21 protein-coding genes and 1 tRNA gene are annotated in these 26,387 nt (G+C 71.3%); 6 read left to right on the top strand and 16 right to left on the bottom strand.

The window, feature by feature from the left end:
- Positions 1-44 precede the first annotated feature (44 nt).
- Together AC3ETA_RS27765 and AC3ETA_RS27760 are read right to left on the bottom strand one after the other, a co-directional pair.
- Positions 45-2,279, bottom strand: a complete 2,235-nt coding sequence (locus tag AC3ETA_RS27765; RefSeq protein ID WP_432195634.1) for an MMPL family transporter — start codon at positions 2,277-2,279, stop codon at positions 45-47.
- Between the two features lie 132 nt (positions 2,280-2,411).
- Positions 2,412-3,011 (bottom strand): TetR/AcrR family transcriptional regulator, encoded by a 600-nt coding sequence (locus tag AC3ETA_RS27760; RefSeq protein WP_432195633.1) that lies wholly within the window; start codon positions 3,009-3,011, stop codon positions 2,412-2,414.
- A gap of 166 nt (positions 3,012-3,177) precedes the next feature.
- Between AC3ETA_RS27760 and AC3ETA_RS27755 the strand changes: the two genes are divergently transcribed.
- Positions 3,178-6,444 carry a S41 family peptidase gene (locus AC3ETA_RS27755; protein WP_432195632.1) on the top strand — a complete coding sequence of 1,089 codons (3,267 nt, stop codon included), beginning with the start codon at positions 3,178-3,180 and terminating at the stop codon, positions 6,442-6,444.
- A gap of 134 nt (positions 6,445-6,578) precedes the next feature.
- Here AC3ETA_RS27755 and AC3ETA_RS27750 read toward each other — a convergent pair whose 3' ends face one another.
- From AC3ETA_RS27750 to AC3ETA_RS27735, 4 genes are all read right to left on the bottom strand, one after another.
- Complete coding sequence (locus AC3ETA_RS27750; RefSeq protein ID WP_107905865.1) at positions 6,579-6,806, bottom strand: hypothetical protein; 228 nt, start codon at positions 6,804-6,806, stop codon at positions 6,579-6,581.
- Between the two features lie 87 nt (positions 6,807-6,893).
- A complete protein-coding gene (locus tag AC3ETA_RS27745) occupies positions 6,894-7,778 on the bottom strand; it encodes an SDR family oxidoreductase (protein ID WP_432195631.1) in 885 nt (294 codons plus the stop codon).
- Positions 7,775-8,719: an alpha/beta fold hydrolase gene (locus AC3ETA_RS27740; RefSeq protein WP_432195630.1), complete on the bottom strand. Its 945-nt coding sequence runs from the start codon at positions 8,717-8,719 to the stop codon at positions 7,775-7,777. The genes AC3ETA_RS27745 and AC3ETA_RS27740 overlap by 4 nt, the downstream gene beginning before the upstream one ends.
- The gene (locus tag AC3ETA_RS27735; RefSeq protein ID WP_432195629.1) at positions 8,716-10,251 is read right to left on the bottom strand and encodes a flavin-containing monooxygenase; all 1,536 of its coding nucleotides are present in this window, start codon (positions 10,249-10,251) and stop codon (positions 8,716-8,718) included. Before AC3ETA_RS27735 ends, AC3ETA_RS27740 begins: the two co-directional genes overlap by 4 nt.
- Before the next feature lie 133 nt (positions 10,252-10,384).
- Between AC3ETA_RS27735 and AC3ETA_RS27730 the strand changes: the two genes are divergently transcribed.
- Positions 10,385-11,023 carry a MerR family transcriptional regulator gene (locus tag AC3ETA_RS27730; protein ID WP_432195628.1) on the top strand — a complete coding sequence of 213 codons (639 nt, stop codon included), beginning with the start codon at positions 10,385-10,387 and terminating at the stop codon, positions 11,021-11,023.
- A 65-nt stretch (positions 11,024-11,088) separates the two neighbouring features.
- Here the strand turns inward: AC3ETA_RS27730 and AC3ETA_RS27725 are convergent, their stop codons facing one another.
- Positions 11,089-11,892: an exodeoxyribonuclease III gene (locus tag AC3ETA_RS27725; protein WP_432195627.1), complete on the bottom strand. Its 804-nt coding sequence runs from the start codon at positions 11,890-11,892 to the stop codon at positions 11,089-11,091.
- A gap of 77 nt (positions 11,893-11,969) precedes the next feature.
- Here AC3ETA_RS27725 and AC3ETA_RS27720 point away from each other — a divergent pair, with 77 nt between their 5' ends.
- Positions 11,970-12,446 carry a GNAT family N-acetyltransferase gene (locus AC3ETA_RS27720; protein WP_432195626.1) on the top strand — a complete coding sequence of 159 codons (477 nt, stop codon included), beginning with the start codon at positions 11,970-11,972 and terminating at the stop codon, positions 12,444-12,446.
- Between the two features lie 4 nt (positions 12,447-12,450).
- Here the strand turns inward: AC3ETA_RS27720 and AC3ETA_RS27715 are convergent, their stop codons facing one another.
- The 8 genes from AC3ETA_RS27715 to galU all read right to left on the bottom strand — a co-directional run bounded on the left by AC3ETA_RS27715 (position 12,451) and on the right by galU (position 19,470).
- Complete coding sequence (locus tag AC3ETA_RS27715) at positions 12,451-13,710, bottom strand: MFS transporter (RefSeq protein WP_432195625.1); 1,260 nt, start codon at positions 13,708-13,710, stop codon at positions 12,451-12,453.
- 113 nt (positions 13,711-13,823) lie between these two features.
- Positions 13,824-13,897, bottom strand: a tRNA-Ala gene (locus AC3ETA_RS27710).
- Positions 13,898-13,981: 84 nt separating this feature from the next.
- Positions 13,982-15,313 carry a divisome protein SepX/GlpR gene (gene sepX, locus AC3ETA_RS27705; RefSeq protein ID WP_432195624.1) on the bottom strand — a complete coding sequence of 444 codons (1,332 nt, stop codon included), beginning with the start codon at positions 15,311-15,313 and terminating at the stop codon, positions 13,982-13,984.
- Between the two features lie 184 nt (positions 15,314-15,497).
- Positions 15,498-16,103 carry a GNAT family N-acetyltransferase gene (locus AC3ETA_RS27700; protein WP_432195623.1) on the bottom strand — a complete coding sequence of 202 codons (606 nt, stop codon included), beginning with the start codon at positions 16,101-16,103 and terminating at the stop codon, positions 15,498-15,500.
- Between the two features lie 20 nt (positions 16,104-16,123).
- Positions 16,124-16,660: a MogA/MoaB family molybdenum cofactor biosynthesis protein gene (locus tag AC3ETA_RS27695; protein ID WP_432195622.1), complete on the bottom strand. Its 537-nt coding sequence runs from the start codon at positions 16,658-16,660 to the stop codon at positions 16,124-16,126.
- Positions 16,657-17,151: a cyclic pyranopterin monophosphate synthase MoaC gene (gene moaC, locus AC3ETA_RS27690; RefSeq protein WP_432195621.1), complete on the bottom strand. Its 495-nt coding sequence runs from the start codon at positions 17,149-17,151 to the stop codon at positions 16,657-16,659. The genes AC3ETA_RS27695 and moaC overlap by 4 nt, the downstream gene beginning before the upstream one ends.
- Positions 17,152-17,237: 86 nt before the next feature.
- On the bottom strand, positions 17,238-18,563 hold the full coding sequence (glp, locus tag AC3ETA_RS27685) for a molybdotransferase-like divisome protein Glp (RefSeq protein WP_432195620.1): 1,326 nt from the start codon (positions 18,561-18,563) through the stop codon (positions 17,238-17,240).
- A 4-nt stretch (positions 18,564-18,567) separates the two neighbouring features.
- The gene (gene galU, locus AC3ETA_RS27680) at positions 18,568-19,470 is read right to left on the bottom strand and encodes a UTP--glucose-1-phosphate uridylyltransferase GalU (protein WP_432195619.1); all 903 of its coding nucleotides are present in this window, start codon (positions 19,468-19,470) and stop codon (positions 18,568-18,570) included.
- 92 nt (positions 19,471-19,562) lie between these two features.
- On the opposite strand from galU, the gene AC3ETA_RS27675 reads away from it, so the two are divergent.
- Positions 19,563-20,177 (top strand): 5-formyltetrahydrofolate cyclo-ligase, encoded by a 615-nt coding sequence (locus tag AC3ETA_RS27675; RefSeq protein ID WP_432195618.1) that lies wholly within the window; start codon positions 19,563-19,565, stop codon positions 20,175-20,177.
- Positions 20,178-20,247: 70 nt separating this feature from the next.
- Here AC3ETA_RS27675 and AC3ETA_RS27670 read toward each other — a convergent pair whose 3' ends face one another.
- Positions 20,248-23,025, bottom strand: a complete 2,778-nt coding sequence (locus AC3ETA_RS27670) for a penicillin acylase family protein (protein WP_432195617.1) — start codon at positions 23,023-23,025, stop codon at positions 20,248-20,250.
- A gap of 258 nt (positions 23,026-23,283) precedes the next feature.
- Here AC3ETA_RS27670 and AC3ETA_RS27665 point away from each other — a divergent pair, with 258 nt between their 5' ends.
- Together AC3ETA_RS27665 and AC3ETA_RS27660 are read left to right on the top strand one after the other, a co-directional pair.
- Positions 23,284-24,780, top strand: a complete 1,497-nt coding sequence (locus AC3ETA_RS27665) for a potassium/proton antiporter (RefSeq protein WP_432195682.1) — start codon at positions 23,284-23,286, stop codon at positions 24,778-24,780.
- Positions 24,781-25,062: 282 nt separating this feature from the next.
- On the top strand, positions 25,063-26,355 hold the full coding sequence (locus AC3ETA_RS27660; RefSeq protein ID WP_432195616.1) for an MFS transporter: 1,293 nt from the start codon (positions 25,063-25,065) through the stop codon (positions 26,353-26,355).
- Positions 26,356-26,387 lie beyond the last annotated feature (32 nt).

Genomic DNA, 26,387 nt, shown 5'->3' with positions numbered 1-26,387 from the left:
CCCCACGGGGCCCTCACCGGCCGGTCCTCTTCAGGTGTGACCGGTCAGACGCGTACCAGCGCCCGGTCCTCGTCGGGGTCGCCGTCCTTGCGGGATTCGCCCTGCGTGCGCAGGCCCTCGCCCTCCACGTCCACGTTCGGCAGGGCGCGGTCCAGCCACTTCGGCAGCCACCAGGCGCGGCGGCCGAGCAGGGCCAGGACGGCCGGCACGATGGCCATCCGCACCACGAAGGCGTCGAAGAAGACGGCGATCGCCAGGCCGAAGCCGATCATCTTGACCATGGACTCGGACGAGCCGATGAAGCCCGCGAAGACCGCCATCATGATCACGGCCGCGGCCGTGACGACCCTGGCGCCGTGCTTGAACCCGGTCACCACCGCCTGGCTCGGCTTCTCGCCGTGGACGTACGCCTCGCGCATCCGTGTCACGAGGAACACCTCGTAGTCCATCGCCAGGCCGAAGACCACGCCGACCATGAAGATCGGCATCATGGACATCACCGGGCCGGTCTCCTCCACGCCCATGAGGCCCGCGAACCAGCCCCACTGGAAGACCGCGACCACCGCGCCGAGCGCCGCCATCACGCTGAGCAGGAAGCCGAGCGCGGCCTTCAGCGGGACCAGGATCGAGCGGAAGACCACGATCAGCAGCAGGAAGGCGAGGCCGACCACGAGTGCCAGGTACGGCAGCAGCGCGTCGTTCAGCTTCTGCGAGACGTCGATGTTCATCGCCGTCGAGCCGGTGACCAGCACGTCGGCGTCGGTGTCGGCCTTCACCTCGGCGCCCTTGTCACGGATGGAGTGCACCAGGTCCTCGGTCGTGACCGACGACGGCTTCGACTTCGGGATGACCGTGATCGTCGCGGTGTCGCCCGCCTTGTTGGGCGCGGCCGGCGTCACCGTCACGACGTTCTTCAGGCCCTTGATGTCGTCGCCGACCTGCTGGAAGACCGCGTCCGGGTCGTCCTGGCCCTTGGCGTCGACCACGACCATCAGCGGGCCGTTGAAGCCCGGCCCGAAGCCGTCGGACAGCAGGTCGTAGGCCCGGCGCTGGGTGGTGGACGTCGGCTGCGAGCCGTCGTCGCCGAGGCCGAGTTCGAGGGAGCTCGCCGGGATCGCGGCGGCGCCGAGCCCGATGACGCCGAGCAGCAGCACGGCGATCGGACGGCGTACGACGAAGCTGGCCCAACGCGTGCCCATGTTGGGCTTCGCCTTGCCGGAGGCCGCCTTCCTCTCGGCCCGGTTGCCGCCCATCCAGCGGCTCTTGCTGCCCGCCGGGCGCACCTTCTTGCCCGCGTATCCGAGCAGGGCCGGAATCATGGTCAGCGCGATCAGCACGGCGATCACGACGGTGCCCGCGGCCGCGATGCCCATCTTGGTCAGCATCGGGATGTTGACGACCGACAGTCCGACCAGCGCGATGACGACGGTCAGACCGGCGAACACCACCGCGGAGCCCGCGGTGCCGACGGCCCGGCCGGCGGCCTCCTCGCGCTCGCGGCCCTCGGCCAGCTCGGCGCGGTAGCGGGAGACGATGAACAGGGCGTAGTCGATGCCGACCGCGAGGCCGATCATCATCGCCAGCGTCGAGGTCGTGGAGCCCAGCTCCAGCGCGTTCGCCAGCGCGGTGATCGTGGAGATGCCGATGCCGACGCCGATCAGGGCGGTCAGCAGCGGAAGCCCTGCGGCGATCAGTGAGCCGAAGGTGATGACGAGGACGACCGCGGCGACCGCGATGCCGATGACCTCCGTGGCGCCGGTCTCCGGCGTGGTCTGGAGCGCGTCACCGCCGACCTCCACGGTCAGCCCGGCGTCCCGCGCGTCCTGCGCGGCGTCCTCAAGCGCCTCGCGGGAGGCGTCCTTCAGCTCCATGCCGGAGACCTCGTACTTCACCGAGGCGTACGCGATCGTGCCGTCCTTGCTGACGGCCTTCGCGGCGTACGGGTCGGCGACGGAGACCACCTCGGAGCCGTCGGACAGCTCCTTGACGGTGTCCTCGACGGTCGCCTTGTTACCGGCGTCGGTCATCTTCTGGCCGTGCGGCGCCTTGAAGACGACCCGGGCGGTGGCGCCGTCGGCGCTCATGCCGGGAAAGCGCTGGTCCAGCAGGTCGAAGGCCTTCTGGGCCTCGGTGCCGGGGATCGAGAAGGACGTGGTGCCCGCCGCGGGCGCACTGGCCGCGCCCACACCCGCGAGGGTGAGCAGCGCGACCCATATCAGGGCGACGAAGTGCCGTCGCCTGAAGGCGAGCCGGCCGACTTTGTAGAGGAACGTGGCCACGAGGGCGACTCCCGGTCAGGTCGTGGTGTTGGGGCGCCCGGCCGGGGTTCCGGCACGGGCCCCGGGGCAGGGGTGATCAGCCCGACGACGTGAGCGGGTACGTCAGGAGGAGGGCTAGCTGAAGGGGACTCGTCAGTTGACGGGAACGCCGAGGGCGGGGAGGACCACGGCGTCGATGTACGAGGTGAGGAAGGACTGCGTCGGCGGCTGGTCGTCGATCAGCGTGCGCGTGGCGAACGCGCCGACGAGCATGTGCACGACGTACTCCAGCGCGGGGCGGTCGGCGCGGATCTCGCCGCGGTCGACGGCCCGCTGCACCACCCGGTGGAACTCCTCCATCTCGGGCTCGATGAGGAGCTCCTTGAACGCCTGGAGAAGGTCCGGGTTGCCGTGCACCGCCATGAACAGTCCCCGCATCAGCGCGGCGTTCTGCTGCATGGAGCAGTCGTCCTCACGGGAGGTGAGGGCGTGCAGGTCGCCCCGCAGGGATCCGGTGTCGACGTCGGAGATGCTGCCCGGCTTGTTGTGCCGGATCGCCTTCGCCACCAGCTCCGGCTTGCCGCCCCACTGGCGGTAGAGCGTCGCCTTGCTGGACCGGGTGCGGGCCGCCACGGCGTCCATGGTGAGGGCGTCGTAGCCGACCTCCCGGAGCAGGTCGAGCACGGCCTCGTACAGCTCGGCCTCGCGCTCGGGGGTGATCCGGCTGCGACGTGCAGTTGCGACCTCGGCCACCGAACTCACCTTCCCACTCCGAACGACACGGTTTCGTACACCAACGACGATAGCGCACCCGCAAGCGAAACGAAACGGTTTCGTTCGTGTTCTGGCTCACGCCGGGCCGGGACGGCATGAGATGTCACGAGTTGCTGCGATCCGTTCGCGGGAAAAGCATGGGGAGGTGAGCTATCTGCGCCTGCCTCATCTCCATGACGACCTGCTGTGCTTCGTGGCCGAGGACGACCTGTGGCTGGCTCCCCTCGACGGCCCCGGCCGCGCCTGGCGCCTCACCGTGGACCGCACCAAGATCGGCCACCCCCGCTTCGCGCCCGACGGCCGCCGCATCGCGTACACGAGCTGGCGCAGCCTGGTCCCCGAGATCCACCTGGTGCCGGTCGACGGCGGCCCGGGACGGCAGCTCACCCACTGGGGCTCCGCGGACACCCAGGTGTGCGGCTGGACCCCCGACGGGGTGATCCTCGCCGTCGCCTCGCACGGCGAGCCCTTCTCCCACTACACCTGGGCCTACAAGGTCCGCCCCGACGGCGACCCCGGCCGCAAACTGCCCTGGGGCCCCTGCTCCGACATCCAGGTCGCCGACCTCGACGACGAGCGCAGGACCCTGCTGCTCACCGGCACCCCGCCGCACGAGCCGGCCTCCTGGAAGCGCTACCGGGGCGGCGCCACCGGCCGGCTGTGGCTGCACTGCGAACGCCTGCTCCCGGACATCGACGGCCATCTGGCCTCCCCCATGTTCGTCGGCGGCCGGATCGCCTTCCTCTCCGACCACGAGGGCGTCGGCAACCTCTACTCCTGCGCACACGACGGCTCCGACCTGCGCCGGCACACCGACCACGACGCCTTCTACGCCCGGCACGCCGCCAGTGACGGCACCCGGGTGGTGTACCAGTGCGCGGGCGACCTGTGGCTGGTGGACGACCTGGCCGCCGGCTCCGAGCCGCGCCGCCTCGACGTACGGCTGAGCGGGCCGCGCCCCGGGCGCCGTAGGTACCAGGTGCCCGCCGCCCAGCACGTCGACGGCGTCTCCGTCGACGAGACGGGCCGCGCGAGCGCCGTCGTCGTACGCGGCAGCCTGTACTGGCTCACCCACCGCGACGGCCCGGCCCGCACGATCACCGACACCGCCGGGGTACGGGTCCGGCTCCCGGAGATGCTCGGCTCGGTCGGCCAGGTCGCCTATGTGACGGACGCGGAGGGCGAGGACGCGATCGAGATCGCCCACCTGCCCCGCGCGACCGGCGACCGCGCCCCGCGCCGGCTGGCCTCGGGCGAGGTGGGCCGGGTCCTGGAGATGGTCTCCGACCCGGGCGGCGAGCGCCTCGCCATCGCCGCGCACGACGGGCGGCTGCTGCTCCTCGACGCCACAGAGGACTCTGGGGGCACCTCCCGGACGAAGTCTGGGGGAGGGGAGGTCACCGAGCTGATCCGGTCGGTCAACGGGCCCGTGCGGGACCTGGCGTTCTCCCCGGACGGGACCTGGCTGACCTGGTCGCATCCCGGGATCGGCCGTTCCCTGCGCCAGATCAAGCTGGCCCGTATGAAGGACCGCCTGATCGTGGACCTCACCGGCGGCCGCTTCGAGGACGAGAACCCGGTGTTCACCCGGGACGGCCGCTACCTCGCCTTCCTGTCCTGGCGGGGCTTCGACCCGGTGTACGACGTCCACACCGGGGACCTGTCCTTCCCGCTCGGCTGCCGCCCCTACCTGGTGCCGCTGTCCTCCGCGACCCCCTCCCCCTTCGCCCTGAACCCCGAGGGCCGCCCGGCCGCCGGGGGCCTGGACCCGGTGGAGGACGACGAGGGCGACGGCGGCGGCGCGACGATCGTCGAGGTCGAGGGCCTGGAGAGCAGGGTCACCCCCTTCCCGGTCGCCGCCTCCAAGTACTCGGCGCTGTACCCGGTCTCGGGCGGCGGCCTCGTCTGGCTGCGCTGGCCGATCTCGGGCGCGCTCGGCGAGACGTTCGCCAACCCGGACGACACGACCGGGCGGCCGACCCTGGAGCACTTCAACATCAGCAAGGCCAAGAAGTCCGAACTCGTCGACCACCTCGACTGGTTCACGGTCAGCGGCGACGGCACCCGGCTGGTCGTGGTCGACGAGGGCGACCTGCGCGCGGTCCCCGCCACCGAGTCCGGCGACAGCGACTCCATCGTGTGGATCGACGCCCGCCGCATCCTGCACGAGGTGGATCCGGGGGCGGAGTGGCGGCAGTCGTACGAGGAGGCGGGCCGGCTGATCCGGGCGTACTTCTGGGAGCCGGGCATGTGCGGCATCGACTGGGACGCGGTCCTCGACCAGTACCGGCCCCTGGTCGAACGCGTCGCCTCCCCCGACGACTTCGCCGACCTGCTGCGCGAAGTGCTGGGCGAGCTCGGCACCTCGCACGCCTATGTCACGGCCGCCCGCCGCAACGAGGGCCCGCCGCACTACCAGCGCTGGCAGGGCCTGCTCGGCGCCAACTTCGTACGCCGCGACGACGGCTGGACCATCAGGCGCATCCTGCCCGGCGAGTCGTCGGACTCCAAGGCCCGCTCCCCGCTGGCGGGCACGGGCATCCGGGAGGGCGCGGTCCTCACCCACGTCGACGGCCGCCCCGTGGACCCGGCCGCCGGCCCCTACCCCCTCCTGGCCGGCGCCGGCGGCACCACGGTGGAGCTGACGTTCACCCCGGCGGAGGGCGTGGCCGGCCGGGCGCGCCGGGTGGCCGTGGTCCCGCTGATCGACGAACGCCCCCTGCGCTACCAGGACTGGGTCGCCAAACGCCGAGAGGTGGTACGGGAGTTGAGCGGCGGCCGCTGCGGCTATCTGCACATCCCCGACATGGGCGGCTCGGGCTGGGCCCAGTTCAACCGGGACCTGCGGATGGAGGTGTCCCGGCCCGCGCTGATCGTCGACGTGCGCGGCAACGCGGGCGGCCACATCAGCGAACTGGTGGTGGAGAAGCTGACCCGCACGATCCTCGGCTGGGACCTCACCCGCAACGCCCAGCCGGTGTCGTACGCCTCCAACGCCCCGCGCGGACCCGTGGTCGCCCTGGCCGACGAGTCGACCTCCTCCGACGGCGACATGATCACGGCGGCCTTCAGACTCCTCAAGCTCGGGCCCGTCGTCGGGCAGCGCACCTGGGGCGGAGTCGTCGGCATGACCGGCCGCCACCGCCTCGGCGACGGCACGGTGATCACGGTCCCGATGAACGCGGCCTGGTTCGACGCGTACGGCTGGAGCATCGAGAACAGGGGCGTCACCCCCGACCTGGAGATCCTCCGCACCCCCCTGGACTGGGCGGAGGGCCGCCACGCCCAGCTCACCGACGCGGTCGAACTGGCCCTGGAACTCCTGGAGTCCAACCCGGCGGCGACACCTCCGGACTACTCACACGTACCGGACCGGTCACGTCCGAAGCTGCCGCCACGTACAACCTCCTAGGGGCGCGGGGAACTGCGCGAAGAACCCCCACCGGCCCGCACCCGACAACGCACCCCGCACCCGCACCCGCAACGCAAAACGCGGGGCACCCACCGAACCGGGGCACCCCGCGTCGCGTTCAGCGCGGCGACCGACTACCGGTCGTAGTCCTGGTCGAACCGCTCCTCGTCCTCACGCATCCGCTCGGGCTCGCGGTCGCGCTCCGGCCGCTCCGGACGCTGGGGGCGACCCCGCTCCGGCTGACCCTGCGGGCGACCCCGCTCCGGCTGGCCCTGCGGACGCCCGCGCTCCTGCTGACCGTGCTGACGCGCACGCTCCTGAAGCTGCTCGGACTTCTCCTTGAACTGGTCCTTCATGCCCATGTGGGTTCACTCCCGTAGTGGGTGGGGATTGGCCCCTCGGTGGGGCCTCGACCAGATTCACACGGGCGATAACCCTGCGCATGTCGATCAGTCACGCCGCGTGATGCGCTCCTGTTCATCGGCCGCGCCACCCGCTCCGACCAGCCCCGTGCGCATGCCCTCCAGCCGGTCCGCGAACCGCCGCATCTCCCGCTGCCCCACCGTCCCGATGAGCGCGGGCAGATACCCGCGAACCCCCTGCATCCCGCGCAGCCACCACTGCCCGTACACATGGCTGGACCGCCGCTCGATCCCGGCCACGATCCGGTCGACCGCCGGCCCCAGCGGATAGGTCTTGTTCGACGGCCACGGCAGCCGCTGCCTCAACTCCCGCATGACGTCGTCCTGATCGGCCCCGCGCACCATGTCGGTGTCGGTCCACGACAGATAACCGACCCCGACCCGCACGCCCTTGTAGCCGACCTCGGCCCGCAGGCTGTGCGCGTACGCCTCCACACCCGACTTGGACGCGCAGTACGCGGTCATCATCGGCGCCGGCGTGATCGCCGCGAGCGAGGCGATCTGCAGCAGATAGCCCCGGCTCTCCATCAGCACCGGCAGGAACGCGCGGGCCGTCACCGCCGACCCGATGAGGTTGACCTCGATGACCCGCCGCCAGGCGTCCGGGTCGGAGTCGACGAACGGACCGCCGGTCGCGACGCCCGCGTTGGCGACGACGATGTCGACCTTCCCGAACCGCTCCTTGACCTCCTGCGCCACGCGCGCCATCGCCTCGTGGTCGGTGACGTCGGCGTACCAGTGGTCGCTGTCGCCGTGCAGCCGCTCGGAGACCTGCTTGAGGGCGTCCCGCTCCAGCCCGACGAGCGCCACCGACGCACCGCGTGCGGAGAGCTTGCGCGCGAGCAGTTCCCCGACGCCCCGCGCCGCTCCGGTCACCACGGCGACCTGTCCTTCGAGGCTCACCTTGCTCATGCGCCCTCCTTCACCTGCGTGTTCTTCGTGGCCTTGGGGGCGGTGGTGACGAGTTCCCGTATCTTCGCGGTCACCAGCTCGGGCGCCTCGACGGGCGTCATGTGCCCGAGGCCGGGCACTTCGGTGACGTCGACGAGCTGCGGCAGCGCGGCGGCGAGGGAGCGCGTGTGCACCGGCGGCGTCATCCGGTCGGCGCTGCCGACGAGCACCGCGGTCGGCACCGTCAACTGGCGTACGCCGTGGTCGAGATCGAGCAGGTCGAGCACCCGCGACCAGGCGTGCCGCACCTTGCGCGGGCAGGCGTGCACGATCCGCGCGCACGCCTCCACCATGTGCGGAGCCGAACCGGGGCCCATCGTCGCGTACTTGAGAATCGCCCGAGCGGCCGGCGTGACCGGGCCGAGCGGCGCCCGGGAGCCGAGGACGCGCGCGGTCAGCCAGGTGCGCAGCCGGCCCGCGCGTATGGGTATGACGGTCGACTCGGCGACCAGCCGCGAGGCGCCGGTGCTGCACAGCAGGACGGCGGCGGCGTGCTCGCGGAAGCCCGGGCGCGCGGCGGCGGCCATCACCGTCATGCCGCCCATGGAGTGCCCGGCGATCACGGCCTTCTCGCCGGGTGCGAGGGTCTCCTTCAGGACGGCTTCCAGGTCGTCGGCGAGGGCGTCGGCGGTGCAGGCAGGGCTCGCCGGGCTGCGACCGTGCCCGCGCTGGTCGTAGGCGATGACGCGGTGATCGACGGCGAGTTCACGGATCTGCGCCGCCCAGAAGGCGGTCGAGCAGGCCCAGCCGTGCGCGAGGACGACGGCGGGCACGTCGGGGTCGTCGACGCGGCCGTGCACCTCGACGTGCAGCCGGGCGCCGTCGGCGGACACGACCGTCAGCTCACGGGCGGGGGCGGGCGGTGCGTACGGCCCGGACGCGACGTTCATCAGGCGGCTCACGCGGACACCTCCGTGCTCTCGCCGGTCTTCGCGCTGAAGCCGGTCTCCTCGCGCGCGCCGGCGGACGCCCGCACGACGGCGTACTCGGCGAGGTCCACGCGCCGGGTGGCCCGCCGGAACTCGCTCGTCGTGCCCGGCCACACGGTGGTGTTGCGGCCATTGGCGTCCAGGTACCAGCTGGTGCAGCCGCCGGTGTTCCACACCGTCCGCTTCATGCGCTCCTGCACCCGCCGGTTCCAGGTGTGCACGGCGCTGGGCCGCGCGTCGAGGGCGACCCGGCCGCCGAGGACGTCGAGCTGCCGTACGAAGTCGGCCATGTAGTTCAGCTGGGACTCGATCATCAGGATCATCGAGGAGTTCCCGAGGCCGGTGTTGGGCCCGATGATGGTCATCCAGTTCGGGAACCCGGCGGCGGAGGCGCCGCGCAGGGCCTCCATCCCGCCCTTCCACACCTCGGCGAGGGTCTTGCCCTCCGCACCCACCACACGGTCCGCGATGGGCATGTCGGTGACGTGGAACCCGGTACCGAAGACGATCGCGTCGACCTCGGCCTCGGTGCCGTCGGCGGCGACGACGGTCGAGCCGCGGATCTCGCTGAGCCCGCCGGCGACGACGTCCACGTTGGGCCTGGCGAGCGCCGGGTAGTACTCGCTGCTCAGCAGGATCCGCTTGCAGCCGATGCGGTAGTCGGGGGTGAGCTTGGCGCGCAGCGCCGGGTCCTTGATCGCGCGGGCCATGTTCTGCTTGGCCAGCCGCTCGATGAAGCCCAGCTCGCCCGGGTGCTTGGTGAACGCCTGGACCTGGAGCTCCCGGATGCCCCACAGCAGCCCGCGGCGCAGCCGGCCGGTGAAGGGCAGGGCCCGGTGCAGGGAGCGCTCGGCTCCGCTGATGGCGCGGTCGACGCGGGGCATGACCCAGGGCGGGGTGCGCTGGAAGAGTGTGAGCCGCTCGACCTCGGGCTGGATGGACGGCACGATCTGGATGGCTGAGGCGCCGGTGCCGACCATGGCGACACGCTTGCCGCGCAGGTCGAAGTCGTGGTCCCAGCGGGCGGAGTGGAAGACCTTGCCGGGGAAGGAGTCAAGACCGGGGATGTCGGGCGTCCTGGGTTCGGACAGCGGCCCGGTGGCGGAGACGACGAGGTCGGCCGACAGACTTCCGCTGCTGGTCTCGATGTCCCAGCACAGCCGCTCGCCGTTCCAGGTCATCCGCTTCACCTCCGAGTCGAAGCGGATGTGCGGGCGCAGTCCGAAGGTGTCCGTGACGTGCTCCAGGTAGGCGCGGATGTGCTCCTGCCCGGAGAATGTGCGCGGCCAGTCGGGGTTGGGCGCGAAGGAGAAGGAGTACAGGTGGGACGGCACGTCGCAGGCGCACCCCGGATAGCTGTTGTCCCGCCAGGTGCCGCCGACGCTGCCGGCCCGCTCCAGGACGACGAAGTCGGTCACGCCCTCGCGCCGCAGCCGTACGGCGGCTCCCAGCCCGCCGAACCCGGACCCGACCACCGCGACCCGCACATGTTCGCGTTCGGCCATGCCTGTGCCTCCACACTCGAACCGGAACCACGCCAGTGAACACTGGCGCAATGGGGAGAGTAGAGGAGGTCCGTACCGACCGGTAGGGGGTGGGGCGAGGAAAGTTACCGCCGGTACGATCTAAGGTGCCGGGGTGACCGAGAAGCGTGAATACCGCATGGAGGAGCTAGCCCGGCTGGCCGGCATAACGGTGCGCACCCTGCGCTTCTACCGAGAACGCAAGCTGATCCCGCCACCGCGCCGCGAGGGCCGCATCGCCTGGTACGACGAGCACCACCTGGCCCGGCTGCGCACCATCGCGGCCCTGCTGGAGCGGGGCCACACCCTCACCGGCATCGCGGAACTGGCGGAGGCCCTCGACCACGGCCGCGACGTCGCCGACGTCCTCGGCGTCACCCCGACCGAGGAGGAGCCGGTCCGCCTCACCCCCGAGGAACTCGCCGCCCGCTTCGAGGGCCAGGTCACCCCGGAGAACCTCGCCGCCGCCCTGGACCTCGGCTACCTGGGCACCGACGGCGACGAGATCGTCCACATCAGCCGCCGCCTGCTGGACGTCTCCTCGGCCCTGGTGCGCGAGGGCATCCCGCTCGCCGAGGTCCTGGCCGTCGGCGCACGGGTCCGCGAACACGTGGACGCCCTGGCGGAGATGTTCGCCGAACTGGTCCTGCGCCACGCCCAGGAGGAGGACCTGCACCGCCTGCGCCCCCTGGCCCGCAGCGTGGTGGACGCGGAACTGTCACTGGCACTGGACCGTCGACTCCGCAAGCATTAGCGCCCCCTGAGGGCACGGGAAACCGCGCGATCGCCCCCACGACGAAACCGCGGACGCACGACGGCCTACCGGTCGTAGACCACCGTCACCGGCGCATGATCCGACCACCGCTCGGCATGCGTCGCCGCGCGCTCGACGTACCCCTTGACCGCCCGCGCGGCGAGCCCCGGTGTGGCGACCTGATAGTCGATGCGCCATCCGGTGTCGCGGTCAAAAGCCTGCCCCCGGTACGACCACCACGAGTACGGCCCCTCCACCTCCGGATGCAGCGCCCGCACGACATCGACGTACCCCCCGTCCGCCGCGTCGAAGACCCGCGTCAGCCACTCCCGCTCCTCCGGCAGGAAGCCGGAGTTCCTGGTGTTGCCGCGCCAGTTCTTCAGGTCGGCCTTCTCGTGCGCGATGTTCCAGTCGCCACACACGACCACCTCACGGCCGTCGGCTGCGGCGCGCTCACGCAGGTCCTTCAGGTAGGCGAGGAACTCGCCCATGAAACGGACCTTCTCGTCCTGCCGCTCCGTGCCGACCTCGCCGGAGGGGAGGTACAGCGAGGCGACCGTCACACCCGGCAGATCGGCCTCGACATAACGCCCGCTCCCGTCGAACTCGCTCGACCCGAAGCCGACCTGGACGCGGTCCGGCTCCCGGCGGGTGCAGAGCGAGACACCGGCACGCCCCTTGGCGGCGGCGGGGGCGTGCACGACGTGCCAGCCCTCCGGCGTACGGACGTGCTCGGGCAGCTGCTCCGGCTCCGCACGCACCTCCTGAAGGCACAGCACATCGGCGCCGGTACCGGCGAGCCACTCCACGAAGCCCTTCTTCGCGGCGGCCCGCAGCCCGTTCACATTCGCAGAGGTCACAGTGAGCACCACGGCACCCTACCGGCACACTGGACGGCGTCCGATATCGGAACCCCTTGATCTTGAATTGATATACGGTATCCAGCATGCATATACACCACGTCCCCTTCGACCACCCCGACGCCGTCAAGCTCAGCGACCAGGTCCAGGCCGAGTACGCAGTCCGCTACGGCGACGACGGCGACGCCACGCCCCTGGCCACGGCCGACTTCGCCCCGCCGAACGGCCTGTACCTGATCGCGTACGACGAGCAGGGCACCCCGGTCGCGTCCGGTGGCTGGCGGGCCCAGGACGCCAACGGCGAGGGCAACCAGAACGGGGACGCCGAGCTCAAGCGCATGTACGTCGTCGAGGCGATGCGCGGCCGGGGCCTGGCGAGACGCATCCTGGCGGCGCTGGAGGACGACGCCCGGACGGCGGGCCGTGTCCGCATGGTGCTGGAGACCGGCGCCAAGCAGCCGGAGGCGGTGGCCCTGTACAGGTCGAGCGGCTACGAGCCGTGCCGGAAGTTCGGCTACTACCGCTTCCACGACCTGAGCCTGTGTTTCGCCAAGTCGCTGTGAGGGGTCACTTCCCGGTGGCGTTGATCCCGGGCGCGTTGATCCCGGGCGCGGTGATGCGGTACACGTCCCGCACGCACAGGTTGAGGACGACCGCGGCGACGACGAGCCCGGCGCACGCCACCAGTACCGTCCGGTTGTCCCACAGTCCGGCCGCGAGCGCGGTCAGCAGATAGCCGAGCGGAATCGCCAGCCGCTCGCCGACACTGTTGAACGCGCCGAGGCGCCCCAACTCGCCCTGCGGCACATGCTGCTGAAACGCCGTCGCCCAGTTGACGATGGCCACGTCGAGGCCGATCCCCGCGAGCAGTGCGGCCAACAGCACCCAGGGCAGCGGCAGTCCCCACCCCATCGCGAGCAGCGGCGCGGCCAGGGGCGCGCCGCCCGCGACGGCCACGGCCAGCAGCCGGTACGGCCGCCAGCGCAGGCACACCACCGTCCCGGCCAGCAGTCCGGCCGCGAACGCCCCCTGCACCAGCCCCCAGTCACGCGCTCCCGCGTACCGCTCCGCCGCGACGACGGGGCCCAGCAACTGGAAACCGGCGAGCCAGGCGGCGACGAGGACGCTTCCGGCTGCCGTATAGGTCCACAGCCAGGTCCGCGACCAGAAGCCCGCCCATCCCTCGCGCAGATCGGTCAGCGCGCCGGTGACGGTGACGGGTGCGTCCAGGCGCAGCCCGAGCAGCAGGACGGCGGCGACGGCGAAGGTGAGCGCGTCCCAGGCCAGTGCCCAGGCCGGGCCACTGACCGCGACGACGACACCGCCGACGGCCGGCCCGAGCACCTTGACGGCGTTGCCGGGCAGCCGCAGTACGGCGTTGGCCTGCTGCAACTGCTCCGCGGGCACGATCTGCGCCACGGCCCCCTGGTTGGCGGGCACGGTGAAGGCGACGGCCGTCCCCGAGACGAAGCCGCAGACGGCGACCGAGGTCGTGGTCGCCTGCCCCACGGCGACGATCACGGCGAGCGAGCCCTGGGCGGCGGCCGCGAGCAGATTGCCGAGGAAGAGCATGCGACTGCGGGACATGCGGTCCGCGAGCACGCCGCCCATGACGAGGAAGACGATGGTCGGAACGGTGTTTGTGGCGAGCACCACACCCAGGTCCCCGGCTCCGCCGCCCTCGCCGATCACGGCGTAGGCGAGCGCGAGGGGCGCCATCGCGGACCCGGTGGCCGAGATCAGACTGGCGGTCACGAACCGCCGGAAGGCCACGATCCGCAGCAGTGCCGTGCGCCCGGTCGGTAACGGTGCGGCCGTCTTCTCCACGCTCCCCCTCAGGACTGGGCTCCCGGCCTCATGGGCGCAACAAAAATCCCGCCCGATCAACCGATCGGACGGGATCTCGCCAACTCCCGGGTTTCCCTGGGGAGTCGTTGCTGTGGACCTGAGGGGATTTGAACCCCTGGCCCCCTCGATGCGAACGAGGTGCGCTACCGGACTGCGCCACAGGCCCTTGCAACGAGTGAAACTTTAGCACCCCGATCGCGCTGCTTGGAAATCCGTTCCCGGTCGGCCGCCTGCTCACCGCGGGGGCGGGTCACTCGTTCGCCGCGCGCGGCCGGTCGCCGTCCTCGTACTGGTCGAACAGTGGCGTACGGCCCCGTTCGCGTGCCCGGCGGGCGGAGGCACCCGTGGGGTTCCCGCCGCGCGAGCGGGTGCGGGCGCGTGGGAGGGCGTCGCCGCGGCCGTCCTTCTCGCCCTTTTCGTCACCGCGTGCCGGCTGCGCCTCGTGCGCGGCCTCGTCGGTGTCCTCGACGCCCGTCTCGCGGTCCCGGGCGACGGGGCTCGACCGTGCCGAGCTCCAGGCGTCCGGCGCGCCGAGGTCCACGTCGGAGGAGGCGCGGGGCGCGACGGGTGCCGTCACGTACGTCGGCAGCGGCACCGGGACCGGGTCCCAGCTGTCCCCGTGGCCGGGCCGGCGCTGCCGCTCGCGCTGCTGGTCGACCCACTCGGCGTGATCGGTCTGCTCGACGAGGGCGCGCCGGTCCGCGGCGAGCGCGGACATCCCGGTCTCGGTGCCTGGTTCGGGCCCCTCGTCGGGCTCGTCGGCGCCGGCGCCGGCCCCGGCGTCGGCGCTCCCGCGGCGTCGGGACTGGCGTGCGTGCTCACGCAGCCGCTGCGCGGCGGCCTCGGCCTGGCGCCGGTCCATCTGGTAGGCGAAGCGGCGGCGCTCCTGCGACCGCAGATACGCGATGTAGCCGCTGAGCAGCAGGGCGGGGATGCCGGGCGCCCACAGGAACGCGAGTCCGCCGACCGCGGCGACGATCGCGCCGAGAGTGAAGGCGAGGAAGAGCACGACGGTGGTGCGCCTGCGGCGGGCGAGCGCCTTCGTGCGCCGGGCCCGCGCCGCGGCCGCCGCCGCTGCCGCTTCCCCCGAGGGGGGACGCCGGGCCGCCGGCACTCGCTTGCGTGCCCCCTCCGGGGAGGCCGCCGCGGGTCCGCCGGCCCGTTCGGGCGACGGCTTGGCCGCCGGGCCCGTGCGCTCGGACGCCGGCTTGGCCGGCGCCTTGGCCGCCGGTTCCCGGGCGGGTTCTCGCGTCGGATCCGGGCGTGCGGACGCCTGCGCCTGAGCCGTCGCCTGGGTCTGCGGACGGGTCGGAGGTACGGCGAAGGCCCGGACGTCCACCGACTCGGTGACGTCGCCCGGGTCGTCGGCGCTGGGCTCCCCCTCGGCGGTGGAGCGCGCGCGCAGGTCCTTGGCGTACCGGCGCTCCATCCCCGCCCGTCCGGACAGCAACCGGATGGCCGTGCTGAAGCGTTCCGTCGGACGGGCCTCGTTCAGCTCGTCCTGCCTACGGAGCCACATCGGCACCAAGTAGGCGGCCCAGGCCCCGACAATGACTGCGTAGATGAGGCCGCTGCTGCTCACGTCTCACACGGTAGAGGGGTTTGCGTGAGGCCATCCGCCAATTGAGCCGGTGTGTCGCACGATCTGGCTGATATTTCGAACTTTTTTTGTGACCGATGCGATCAGCAGCCCGCTAGGCGCGCGAATTTAATGCCCTGAGCCGGTCATCCGGCGATCAATTTCGAACATACATTCAATTACCGGGCTATGCGGGATTCCTCTTCTGGGAGCGTGTCCGCTGCCAGCGGCCCAGCAGCCCTTCCGGGACCTCTTCCGCGGTGAGCGCGAACACGAGATGGTCGCGCCAGGCTCCGTCGATGTGGAGATATCGCGGACGCAGCCCCTCCTCGCGGAATCCGAGTTTCTCCACGACCCGGCGGCTCGGCCCGTTCTCCGGGCGAATGCAGACCTCGATGCGGTGCAGACCAACGGTCCGGAAACAGTGGTCCACGACCAGCGCCACCGCCGTCGGCATCACGCCGCGGCCCGCCACCGACTCGTCCACCCAGTAGCCGACATGGCCGGAACACATCGAGCCCCAGGTGATCCCGGCCACGGTCAACTGCCCCACCAGCCGCCCCTGGTACTCGATGACGAACGGCAGCATCCGGCCCGCGCCCGCCTCGGAGCGCAGGTGGCGGACCATCTGACGGTAGGTCGGCCGGTGCGCGATCGGCCCGCTGGGCGTGGGCGGCGGAATCGTCGCCTCCCACGGGCGCAGCCAGTCCCGGTTGCGTCGGTTGACCTCGCGCCAGGCCCGCTGGTCGCGCATCTTTATCGGCCGGAGGACGATGTCGCCGTCCCCCAGCACGACGGGCCAGGATGGGCTGTTCAGCTCGCACCCCCGCTGCTCGGTCTGGGGTGGTCGCCGCCGCGGATCTGGTCGACGGCGTGGATCAGGAGGGGCTGAAGGACGGCCAGTCCGTCCTTCACCCCGCCGCTGGAGCCCGGCAGGTTCACGATCAGGGTGCGCCCCGCCACGCCGGCCAGGCCCCGGGAAAGTGCCGCGGCCGGCACCTTCTCCCGGCCGAACGCCCGGATGGCCTCCGCGATGCCCGGCACCTCGTGGTCGATCACCTCACGGGTCGCCTCGGGGGTGCGGTCGGTGGGCGAGATTCCGGTGCCGCCGGTGGTGACGATGACGTCGTACCCGGCGTCGACACCGGCGCGCAGGGCGGCGCCGACCGGGTCGCCGTCGGGGACGACCTGCGGTCCGTCGACCGCGAAGCCGAAGCCCTTGAGGCCCTCGGCGATCAGCGGGCCGCCCTTGTCCTCGTAGATCCCGGCGGCGGCCCGGTTGGAGGCGGTGACCACCAGGGCGCTGTACGGCGCGAGCAGTGCGCCGCCGATTGCCGCGTCCAGTGTCATGCCCGGCTCCAGTCGCCCGACTTGCCGCCCGTCTTCTCCTCCACCCGTACGTCCGTGATGACCGCTCCCTTGTCGACCGCCTTCACCATGTCGATCACGGTCAGCGCCGCGACGGAGACGGCGGTGAGCGCCTCCATCTCGACGCCCGTGCGGTCCGTGGTCTTCACGGTGGCCAGGATCTCCACGGCGTCGTCCGCGACCGACAGGTCCAGTTTCACACCGGAGAGCGCGAGCGGGTGGCACAGCGGGATGAGGTCCGGGGTGCGTTTGGCGCCCATGATGCCCGCGATGCGCGCGGTGGCGAGGGCGTCGCCCTTGGGGACCCCCTCGCCGCGCAGCAGCTCGATCACGCGGGGTGAGACGAGGACGCGTCCGCTGGCGCGGGCGGTGCGCGCGGTCACGTCCTTCTCGGAGACGTCGACCATGCGGGCGGCGCCCGCGTCGTCGATGTGCGTGAGGCGGTCCTGCATGGGTCGGTCCTGCGTGTTCATGCTCGTGCGACGCTCCCGGTCCGGGCCCGTCGCGGTGCGGCGCACGGGCCTGCTGTGCGCGACACGGTACCGCCAAGCAGGGCCGCTCAGCCGAGCAGGACCACCTCGACCTCGGTGCCGGGCTCGACGCTCTCGGTGTCCTCGGGGACCACGATCAGCGCGTCCGCGTGCGCGAGGGCCGCGATCAGATGGGAGCCGGCACCGCCGACCGGGCGCACCACCCCGTCGGCGTAGCTCCCGCGCAGGAACTGTCTGCGCCCCTTCGGCGAGGTCAGCGCCTCGCCGGCGGCGAGCTTCGCGGTCGTGCGGGGCCGGTGCACGTCCTGAAGACCCATCAGGGCGCGGATCGCCGGGCGCACGAAGATCTCGAAGGAGACGTACGACGACACCGGGTTGCCCGGCAGAGCGAGCAGCGGGGTGTGGTCGGGGCCGATGGAGCCGAAGCCCTGGGGCTTGCCGGGCTGCATGGCCAGCTTGCGGAACTCGATGCCGCTGCCTGCCTCGTCCTCGTCGCCGACGTGCGACAGCGCCTCCTTGACCACGTCGTACGCCCCGACGCTGACGCCGCCCGTGGTGACCATGAGGTCGGCGCGCACGAGCTGGTCCTCGACGGTGGACCGGAGCGTCTCGGCGTCGTCGGCGACGGCGCCCACGCGGTAGGCGATCGCGCCGGCGTCGCGGGCTGCCGCGGTCAGGGAGAAGCTGTTGGAGTCGTAGATCTGGCCCTCGGCCAGCTGCTCGTCGGGCTGGACGAGTTCGCTGCCGGTGGACATGACGACCACCCTCGGGCGCGGGCGCACTCGTACCGTGCCGCGGCCGATGGCGGCGAGCAGGGCGATCTGCGACGGCCCGAGTACGGTGCCCGCCGCGAGCGCCTTGTCGCCGGCCTTGACGTCGCTGCCCTTGGCGCGCACGTGCGCGCGTGCCTTCGCCGGCCTGTAGACGTGCACCTGGCCGCTCGCGCCCTCGGGGGCGGCGCTCCTGGCACGCATCCCGGTGACCGGGCCCTCGCCGAGCCCTCCGTCGGTCCACTCCACCGGGACGACCGCCTCGGCGCCGGGCGGCAGCGGGGCGCCGGTCATGATGCGGGCGGCCTGGCCGGGGCCCACCTGGGGCGCATCGGCCTGGCCCGCCGCGACGTCGCCGACGACTTCGAGCACCGCCGGGTACTCCTCGCCGGCGCCCTCGACATCCGCGACCCGCACCGCGTACCCGTCCATGGAGCTGTTGTCGAACGGCGGCAGGGAGACCTGCACCGTGACGTCGTCGACCAGCACGCAGCCCTGGGCGTCGAGCAGTTGCAGCTCGATGGGTTCGAGGGGGCGGACGGTCGTGAGGATGTCCTCCAGGTGCTCGTCCACCGACCAGAGGTGGTCCTGACCGGCGGGGCGGGGCTCGGCGGCGGTGCTCAACTCGCTACATCTCCTCGGCTACGTAACTGCGAAGCCAGGTCCGGAAGTCCGGGCCCAGGTCTTCACGTTCGCACGCGAGTCTGACAATGGCACGCAGGTAGTCGCCTCGGTCGCCGGTGTCATACCTGCGGCCCTTGAAGACGACGCCGTGCACGGGGCCGCCGACCTTCTCGTCCTGGGACAGCTGCTGGAGCGCGTCGGTGAGCTGGATCTCGCCGCCGCGGCCCGGCTCGGTCTTGCGCAGTATCTCGAAGATGTGCGGGTCGAGGACGTAGCGGCCGATGATGGCGTAGTTGGACGGGGCGTCCGCGGCGGCCGGCTTCTCGACGAGGTCGTGCACCTTGACCACGTCACCGTCCTCGGTGGGGTCCACGGCCGCACAGCCGTAGAGGTGGATCTGCTCGGGCGCGACCTCCATGAGCGCGATGACGCTGCCGCCGTGCTGCTCCTGCACCTCGACCATCCGCTTCAGCAGCGGGTCGCGCGGGTCGATGAGGTCGTCGCCGAGGAGGACGGCGAAGGGCTCGTGGCCGACGTGCGGGGCGGCGCACAGGACGGCGTGACCGAGACCCCTGGGGTCGCCCTGGCGCACGTAGTGCATGGTGGCGAGGTCGCTGGACTCCTGCACCTTCGCGAGCCGGTCGGCGTCGCCCTTCTTCTGAAGGGCGGACTCCAGCTCGTAGTTGCGGTCGAAGTGGTCCTCCAGGGGGCGCTTGTTGCGGCCCGTGATCATGAGGACGTCGTCGAGGCCCGCGGAGACGGCCTCTTCGACCACGTACTGGATCGCCGGCTTGTCGACGACCGGCAGCATCTCCTTGGGAGTGGCTTTGGTGGCCGGCAGGAAGCGGGTGCCCAGACCCGCTGCGGGGATGACAGCCTTGCTGATCCGAGGGTGAGACTGAGTCATGCCCGCAACCTTATCCGGTGCCTTTGTAGGGAATCTGAGGCTCCGGTTATTTGGCTCTCATATGAGCACATTGGGAAGGTACGGGAGAACCAATGAGTCACACCGGACGTCCGGCCGAGCCTGACAAGCGAACGTTGCGGCGAGAGTTCCTCACGGTGAGAAGCAGGTTGACGGCGGATGACGTGCGGTCATCGGCGACGGCACTGGCCGGTCGCGCACTGGAGCTGCCCGAACTGGCGCACGCGGGCACGGTGGCGGCATACGTCTCGGTCGGGAGCGAACCCGGCACTCTCGCGCTGCTGGACGCGCTGCGCGCGCGGGGCGTGCGGGTGCTCCTCCCCGCGCTCCTGCCCGACAACGACCTCGACTGGGGCGCGTACGCCGGGCAGGACTCCCTGGAGCGCGTCCAACACGGCGGAAAGATGGCCCTCTTCGAGCCCGGCGGCGAGCGTCTCGGCCCGGACGCCGTGACCGGCGCGGACGTCGTGCTGCTGCCCGGCCTCGCGGTCGACGCGCGCGGGATGCGCCTGGGCCGCGGCGGAGGCTCCTACGACCGTGTCCTCGCCCGGCTGGAACGCGCGGGAGCCCGGCCCCCGCTCGTGGTGCTGCTGTACGACACGGAGGTCGTCGAGCGCGTCCCCGAGGAGCCGCACGACCGGCCGGTGCACGCGGTGGTGACGCCCTCGGGGGTACGGCGGTTCGGCTGACGCGCCGGGTCCGGAGAACGCGGGAGGCCGCCACGCGTGCGTGGCGGCCTCCCGAATCGGCTGAGCCGGGTCAGGGCTTGAGGACGAGCGTGGCGTCCGTGGCGTCCTCGACCGCCTTGTCCGAGAAGGACCAGTCGAGCAGTTCGCCGTCGGCCCACTTGTCCGTCTGGTCGGTGTAGTGCGCGTTGTAGGCGTGCCCGGAGGCGCCGGTGAGGTTGATCCACTTCGACTTGTCGAGGTCGCCGAGGTTGACCACCATCCGCATCGACGGCACCCAGACGACACCGTAGCCGCCTGCCGCGTTCCAGCCGCTGGCGTTGACGGTGGCCTCGCCGCCGCTGAGCTTCCAGGGGCCGCGGTTGAGTGCGTACTGGAGGAACCCGGGGCCCTCGGTGCCGAGGGTCTGGTTCTTCAGGAACAGGCGGTGCAGTCGGCCCCAGTTCCAGGTGTCGATGTCCTTGCCGAGCTTGGCGGTCAGCTCCCAGCGGGCGTCGATCATCGCGCGCTTGAACAGGTCGTCGCGGTTGTCGGCCGCGGGGCGGGCGCGTGAGGCGGGCGTCGTCCACCAGTCGCTGTCCTCGTCGTTCATCAGGCTGCGCACGACCTCGAACCAGCGGTCGCCGCCGTCCGGCTGCGCCTGGTCGGGCTCGCGCTCACCGCACTCGCGCACCTTCTCCGTCTCGTCGGCGGGGCCGGTGGTGTTCACCGGGTCCACCCACAGGCACTGGCCCTCGACCCGCAGTTCCTTGGGCAGCTTGTTGCCGAAGGCGAGCTTGAGGATGTTGCGCCAGACCGAGTTGAAGTAGGCGGCCGCCGCCGAGTCGGCGTCCTGGGTGTAGTCCCAGCCCTCCAGGAGGTCCTGGGCCTCACGGATGGCCGCGGCGTTGCGGACGTCCTTGTCGGCGATGTCGATCTTCAGCAGCTTGGGCACGAGCAGCTTGGCGATCTCGCTGCTGTTGTCGAGCTGCATCTGGCGCATGTCGTCGGTGGAGATCTTGCCGCCGTCGTCGATCTTCGACTGGATCAGGTCGTTGATGCGCTGGCTGCGGGCGCCGTAGCCCCAGTCCGTGGTGAGCGTGTACGGGTACTCGGCCTTGTCGATCACGGCCTGGTTGGCGGTGACGATGTAGCCGCGGGCCGGGTCGTACTCGTAGGGCAGCTCGTCGTCGTCGATGTAGCCCGTCCAGCGCGACTTCGCGTCCCAGCCCGGCGCCGGGACGGAGCCGTCGTAGCCCTGCGGCCGGGTGGGGATCTTGCCGGGCAGCGTGTAGCCGATGTGGTTCTCGGTGTCGGCGTAGATCAGGTTCTGCGAGGGCACGTCGAACAGGGCCGCCGCGGCGCGGAAGTCGGTCCAGTTCTTCGCCTTGTCCATGGCGAAGACGGCGTCCATGGTGGTGCCCGGGTCAAGCGCGGTCCAGCGCAGCGCGATGCCGTAGCCGTCGCCGCGGTCGGGGGCGGCGGTGTCGACGGTGGCCTTGCGGCCGACCTTCACCAGCTCGTCGCTGCGGTCGGAGAGCAGGGGCATTCCGTCCTTGGTCTGACGGACGACGATCTTCTTCGGTGAGCCGCCGGCGACCTCGATGGTCTCCTGGCGGGTGGTGAAGGGCACCGTCTTGCCGTCGTACAGGTAGCCGTCGCCGGAGAGCTTCTCCAGGTAGAGGTCGGTGACGTCGACGCCGGAGTTGGTCATGCCCCAGGAGATGTTCTGGTTGTGGCCGATGACGACGCCGGGCATGCCCGCGAAGGTGTAGCCGCTGACGTCGTACTGGCACTTGCTGGAGACCGTGCGGCAGTGCAGGCCCATCTGGTACCAGACGGACGGCAGCGAGGCCGACAGGTGCGGGTCGTTGGCCAGCAGTGGCTTGCCGGCGATCGTGTACTTGCCGCCGACCACCCAGGAGTTGGAGCCGATGCCGTTGCCGTTCACGCCGACGGCGGTGGGGAGGTCGTCCAGGACTTCCTGGAGACCCGCCAGCTGGTTCTGAAGGCCCGAGGTGGCGGAGGAGGTTCCGGTGCCCGCGGTGCCGCCCGCGGACGAGCCCGTGCCCGACGCGGAGCCCGTCGAGCCGAAGGTCTTGGTGACCTCGTCGTACTGGCCCGCCTGGACGATCGTCTTGTTGCGGCTGTACGGGTACTGCGGGTACAGGTCCGCGATCTCCTTGGGACCGAGGCGGCTGGTCATCAGCGCGCGGTCGATCTCGTCCTGCATGTTGCCGCGCAGATCCCAGGCCATCGCCTTCAGCCAGGCGACCGAGTCGACCGGGGTCCACTTCCCGGGCTTGTAGTCGTTGGTGAAACCGAGGGCCGCGTACTCCAGCGAGATGTCCTTGTTGTCCTTGCCGTCCAGATAGGCGTTGACGCCCGCGGCGTAGGCCTGGAGGTACTTCTTGGTGGACGCCGACAGCGTCTTGTCGTACTCCTGCTTCGCGATCCGGTCCCAGCCCAGGGTGCGCAGGAACTCGTCGTTGTCGACCTGGCTCTTGCCGAACATCTCCGACAGCCGCCCGGACGTCATGTGCCGGCGCACGTCCATCTCCCAGAACCGGTCCTGGGCCTGGACGAAGCCCTGCGCCATGAACAGGTCCTCGTCGGAGGACGCGTATATCTGCGGGATGCCGTAGTCGTCGCGCTTGACGTCGACGGGCCCGGACAGGCCCTTGAGCGTGATCGATCCCTTGGTCTGCGGGAACGACGCGCGGACGGTGCTGATGGACCAGTACGCCCCGCCGGCCACGCCCGCTACGACGGCCAGCACCAGCACGAGGACGAGCAGGCGGGCTCTGCGCCCCTTCTTCCTGCCGGACTTGCCGGGCTGTCGACCCGTGGAGGCGGTGGTGTTGGGGGGCATCGCTGTCCTTGCTGTCCTAACGCGAGCGGCAGGCGGTCCTGGAGTGCTGGAGCAACCATAGGCGCAGGGCCAAGTCCAACTTGACGCGGAGTAGGGAACCAGCACGGACGGACGTTCGATCATGCCCCGAGGACCGTCAAGAAATCGTCAAGAGTTAGGTAAGGTAACGAAGTAGTTGGGTGCGGAGAACCGCCACTTCGTGTCCTATGTACATGAGCCCCGCGCGCGTGCGCGTAGGCCAGGGAAAGGGAACGGCCGCTGACTGTCCACGACCTCAACCAGCTCCTGCTCGTCTGCTCGCTCGTCCTGCTCGTCGCCGTCGCAGCGGTTCGGATCTCCTCGCGCAGCGGGCTCCCCAGCCTGCTCGTGTACCTGGGCATCGGTGTGCTCATGGGCCAGGACGGCATCGGCGGCATCCGCTTCGACGACGCCGAGCTCACCCAGGTCATCGGATACGCGGCGCTGGTCGTGATCCTGGCCGAGGGCGGTCTGGGCACGAAGTGGAAGGAGATCAGGCCGGCCCTGCCGGCCGCCTCCGCGCTGGCGCTGGTCGGGGTCACGGTGAGCGTCGGGGTCACCGCGACGGCCGCGCACTACCTGGTCGGACTGGAGTGGCGCCAGGCGCTCATCATCGGGGCGGTCGTCTCCTCCACGGACGCCGCCGCGGTGTTCTCCGTACTGCGCAAGATCCCGCTGCCCGCGCGCGTGACCGGCACGTTGGAGGCGGAGTCCGGCTTCAACGACGCCCCCGTGGTCATCCTGGTGGTCGCCTTCTCCGAGCACGGACCGATCGAGCACTGGTATGCGCTGGCGGGCGAGATAGCGATGGAACTCGCCATCGGCGCCGCCATCGGCCTCGCGGTGGGCTGGCTGGGTGCCTGGGGCCTCAGGCATGTGGCGCTGCCCGCCTCCGGCCTGTACCCGATCGCCGTCATGGCCATCGCCGTCACCGCCTACGCGGCCGGCGCCATGGCGCACGGCAGCGGCTTCCTGGCCGTCTATCTCGCCGCGATGGTGCTAGGCAACGCGAAGCTGCCGCACTGGCCCGCCACCCGCGGGTTCGCCGACGGGGTCGGCTGGATCGCCCAGATCGGCATGTTCGTGCTGCTCGGCCTGCTGGTCACCCCGCACGAGCTGGGCGACGACATCCTGCCGGCACTCGTCATGGGGCTGGTGTTGACCATGGTGGCGCGCCCGCTGAGCGTCATCACCTGCCTGGTGCCGTTCCGTGTGCCCTGGCGGGAGCAGGCCCTGATGTCCTGGGCCGGGCTGCGCGGCGCCGTGCCCATCATCCTGGCCACGATCCCGATGGTGAGCGGGGTGCAGGGCAGCCGGACCATCTTCAACATCGTCTTCATCCTGGTCGTCGTCTACACCCTGATCCAGGGGCCGACGCTGCCCTGGCTCGCCCGCAAGCTGAACCTCGGCCAGGGCCCCACGCCCGCCGACCTGGGCATCGAGTCGGCGCCGCTGGAGCGGCTGCGCGGGCATCTGCTGTCCTTCGCGATCCCCGAGGGCTCCAAGATGCACGGCGTCGAGATCAACGAGCTGCGGCTGCCTCCGGGCGCCGCCGTCACCCTGGTCGTCCGCGACGGAAAATCGTTCGTTCCGATGCCCACGACGGTGCTGCGGCGCGGGGACGAACTGCTCGTCGTCGCCACGGACCCGGTGCGCGACGCCGCCGAGCACCGGTTGCGCGCCGTGGGCGCCGGGGGCAAGCTGGCCGGCTGGCTGGGGACGGACGGGGCGGACTGATCGCAGGCGGCTCGGGGCGCAGGGCGGCCTGTTCACAGGCGAGAGGGTGCGCAGTGCTCATTTTCACAAGGTCAATGGCGCCTGCTCCCTGTACTATGCAGGCGTAACCCCAGATCGAACCAACTCTGCCTGACGCAGAGCTGGCGCGACCGTATGGCGGCCGGGACGTCCTTCCTCGAAGTGGGCTCCGGTATCTACCGCAGTTCCGCGCAAGAGGACAGCTCTCGGCGCCGCCCCCCACCCACAGGGGCCGTGCTACCAGGTGGCAGAAAGGCACGGGCCGTGGCGTCCACGGTCACCCACGAGGCGTCGAAGGACTCGTCGGCCGCCTCCCGCCCCGGATACGGACAGCTGCTGCGCACCCGCGGCGCCTGGACGTTCCTGGTCCCCGGCTTCGCGGCACGCCAGCCGTTCGCGATGCTGACCATCTCCATCGTGCTGCTGGTCCAGCACACCACCGGTTCCTACGGTGCGGCGGGCGCCGCCGCGGCCGTCACCGGCGTCTCCATGGCAGTGTTCGCGCCCTACAGCGGCCGCCTCGCCGACCGCTACGGACAGCGTGCCGTCCTGGTCCCGGGCGTCCTCGTGCACACCGTGTCCGGTCTGGCCCTGACCGCGCTGGCACTGGCCCACGCGCCCCTGTGGGCACTGTTCGTGGCCGCCGTGCCGACCGGCGCCTCCGTGCCGCAGGTCGGCCCCATGGTGCGGGCCCGCTGGGGCGTGAAGCTCCAGGGCTCGCCCCTGATGACGACGGCCGCGGCCTTCGAGTCGGTCACCGACGAGCTGACCTTCGTCGTCGGCCCGCTGCTGGCCACCGCCCTGTGCACCGCCGTCGACCCGGCCGCGGGCCTGGTGACCGAGGCCGCGCTGACGCTGCTCGGCGGTCTGCTGTTCGCCGCGCAGAAGAGCACCCAGCCCTCCGTCACGGCCGCCGGGCACGCACGCGTGGAGCACGCCTCCGCGCTGCGCGTCCCCGGGGTGCGCGTGCTGATCGTGACCTTCCTCGGCATCGGTTCCGTCTTCGGCGGCATGCAGGTCTCGCTTGCCGCCTTCACCGAGTCGATCGGCGAACCCGGGCTCAACGGCGTCCTCTACGGCGCTTTCGCCGCGGGCAACATGCTCTCCGGCATCGCCTGCGGCGCGATCGCCTGGAAGGTGGCCCCGCAGCGTCGCCTCGTCATCGGCTACGCCGCCCTGGCGCTGGCCGCGTCCGGTCTGTGGGCCGCGCACTCCGTGCTCGTCCTGGCGGGCCTCGGCCTGCTCGTCGGCATGTGCATCGCACCCGCGCTGATCACCGGCTACACCCTGGTCGAGAGCCTGGTTCCGGCCGGTGCCCGCACCGAGGCGTTCACCTGGCTCACCGGCGCGGTGGCGCTCGGCCAGGCCGCCGCCGTGACGGTCGCCGGGCAGCTGGAGGACCGCCTGTGGGGCGGCGCCGGTTTCCTGGTGCCGATGGGCGGCACGCTGCTGGCCCTCACGACTCTGCTGGCACTGCGTTCACGGCTCGTGGCGCGATCCGCCGGCCGTACGGTCGCACGTGGCGTGGGTCACCGCGTGCCGGTGGCAGTGGACTGAGCGGCTGGAATACGTCACTATGGACCGTCGTT

It is taken from the genome of Streptomyces sp. bgisy027 (genome assembly GCF_057710365.1).
The sequence above is the reverse complement of the archived record's forward strand: the minus strand, read 5'-3'. Positions and strand labels throughout refer to the sequence as shown.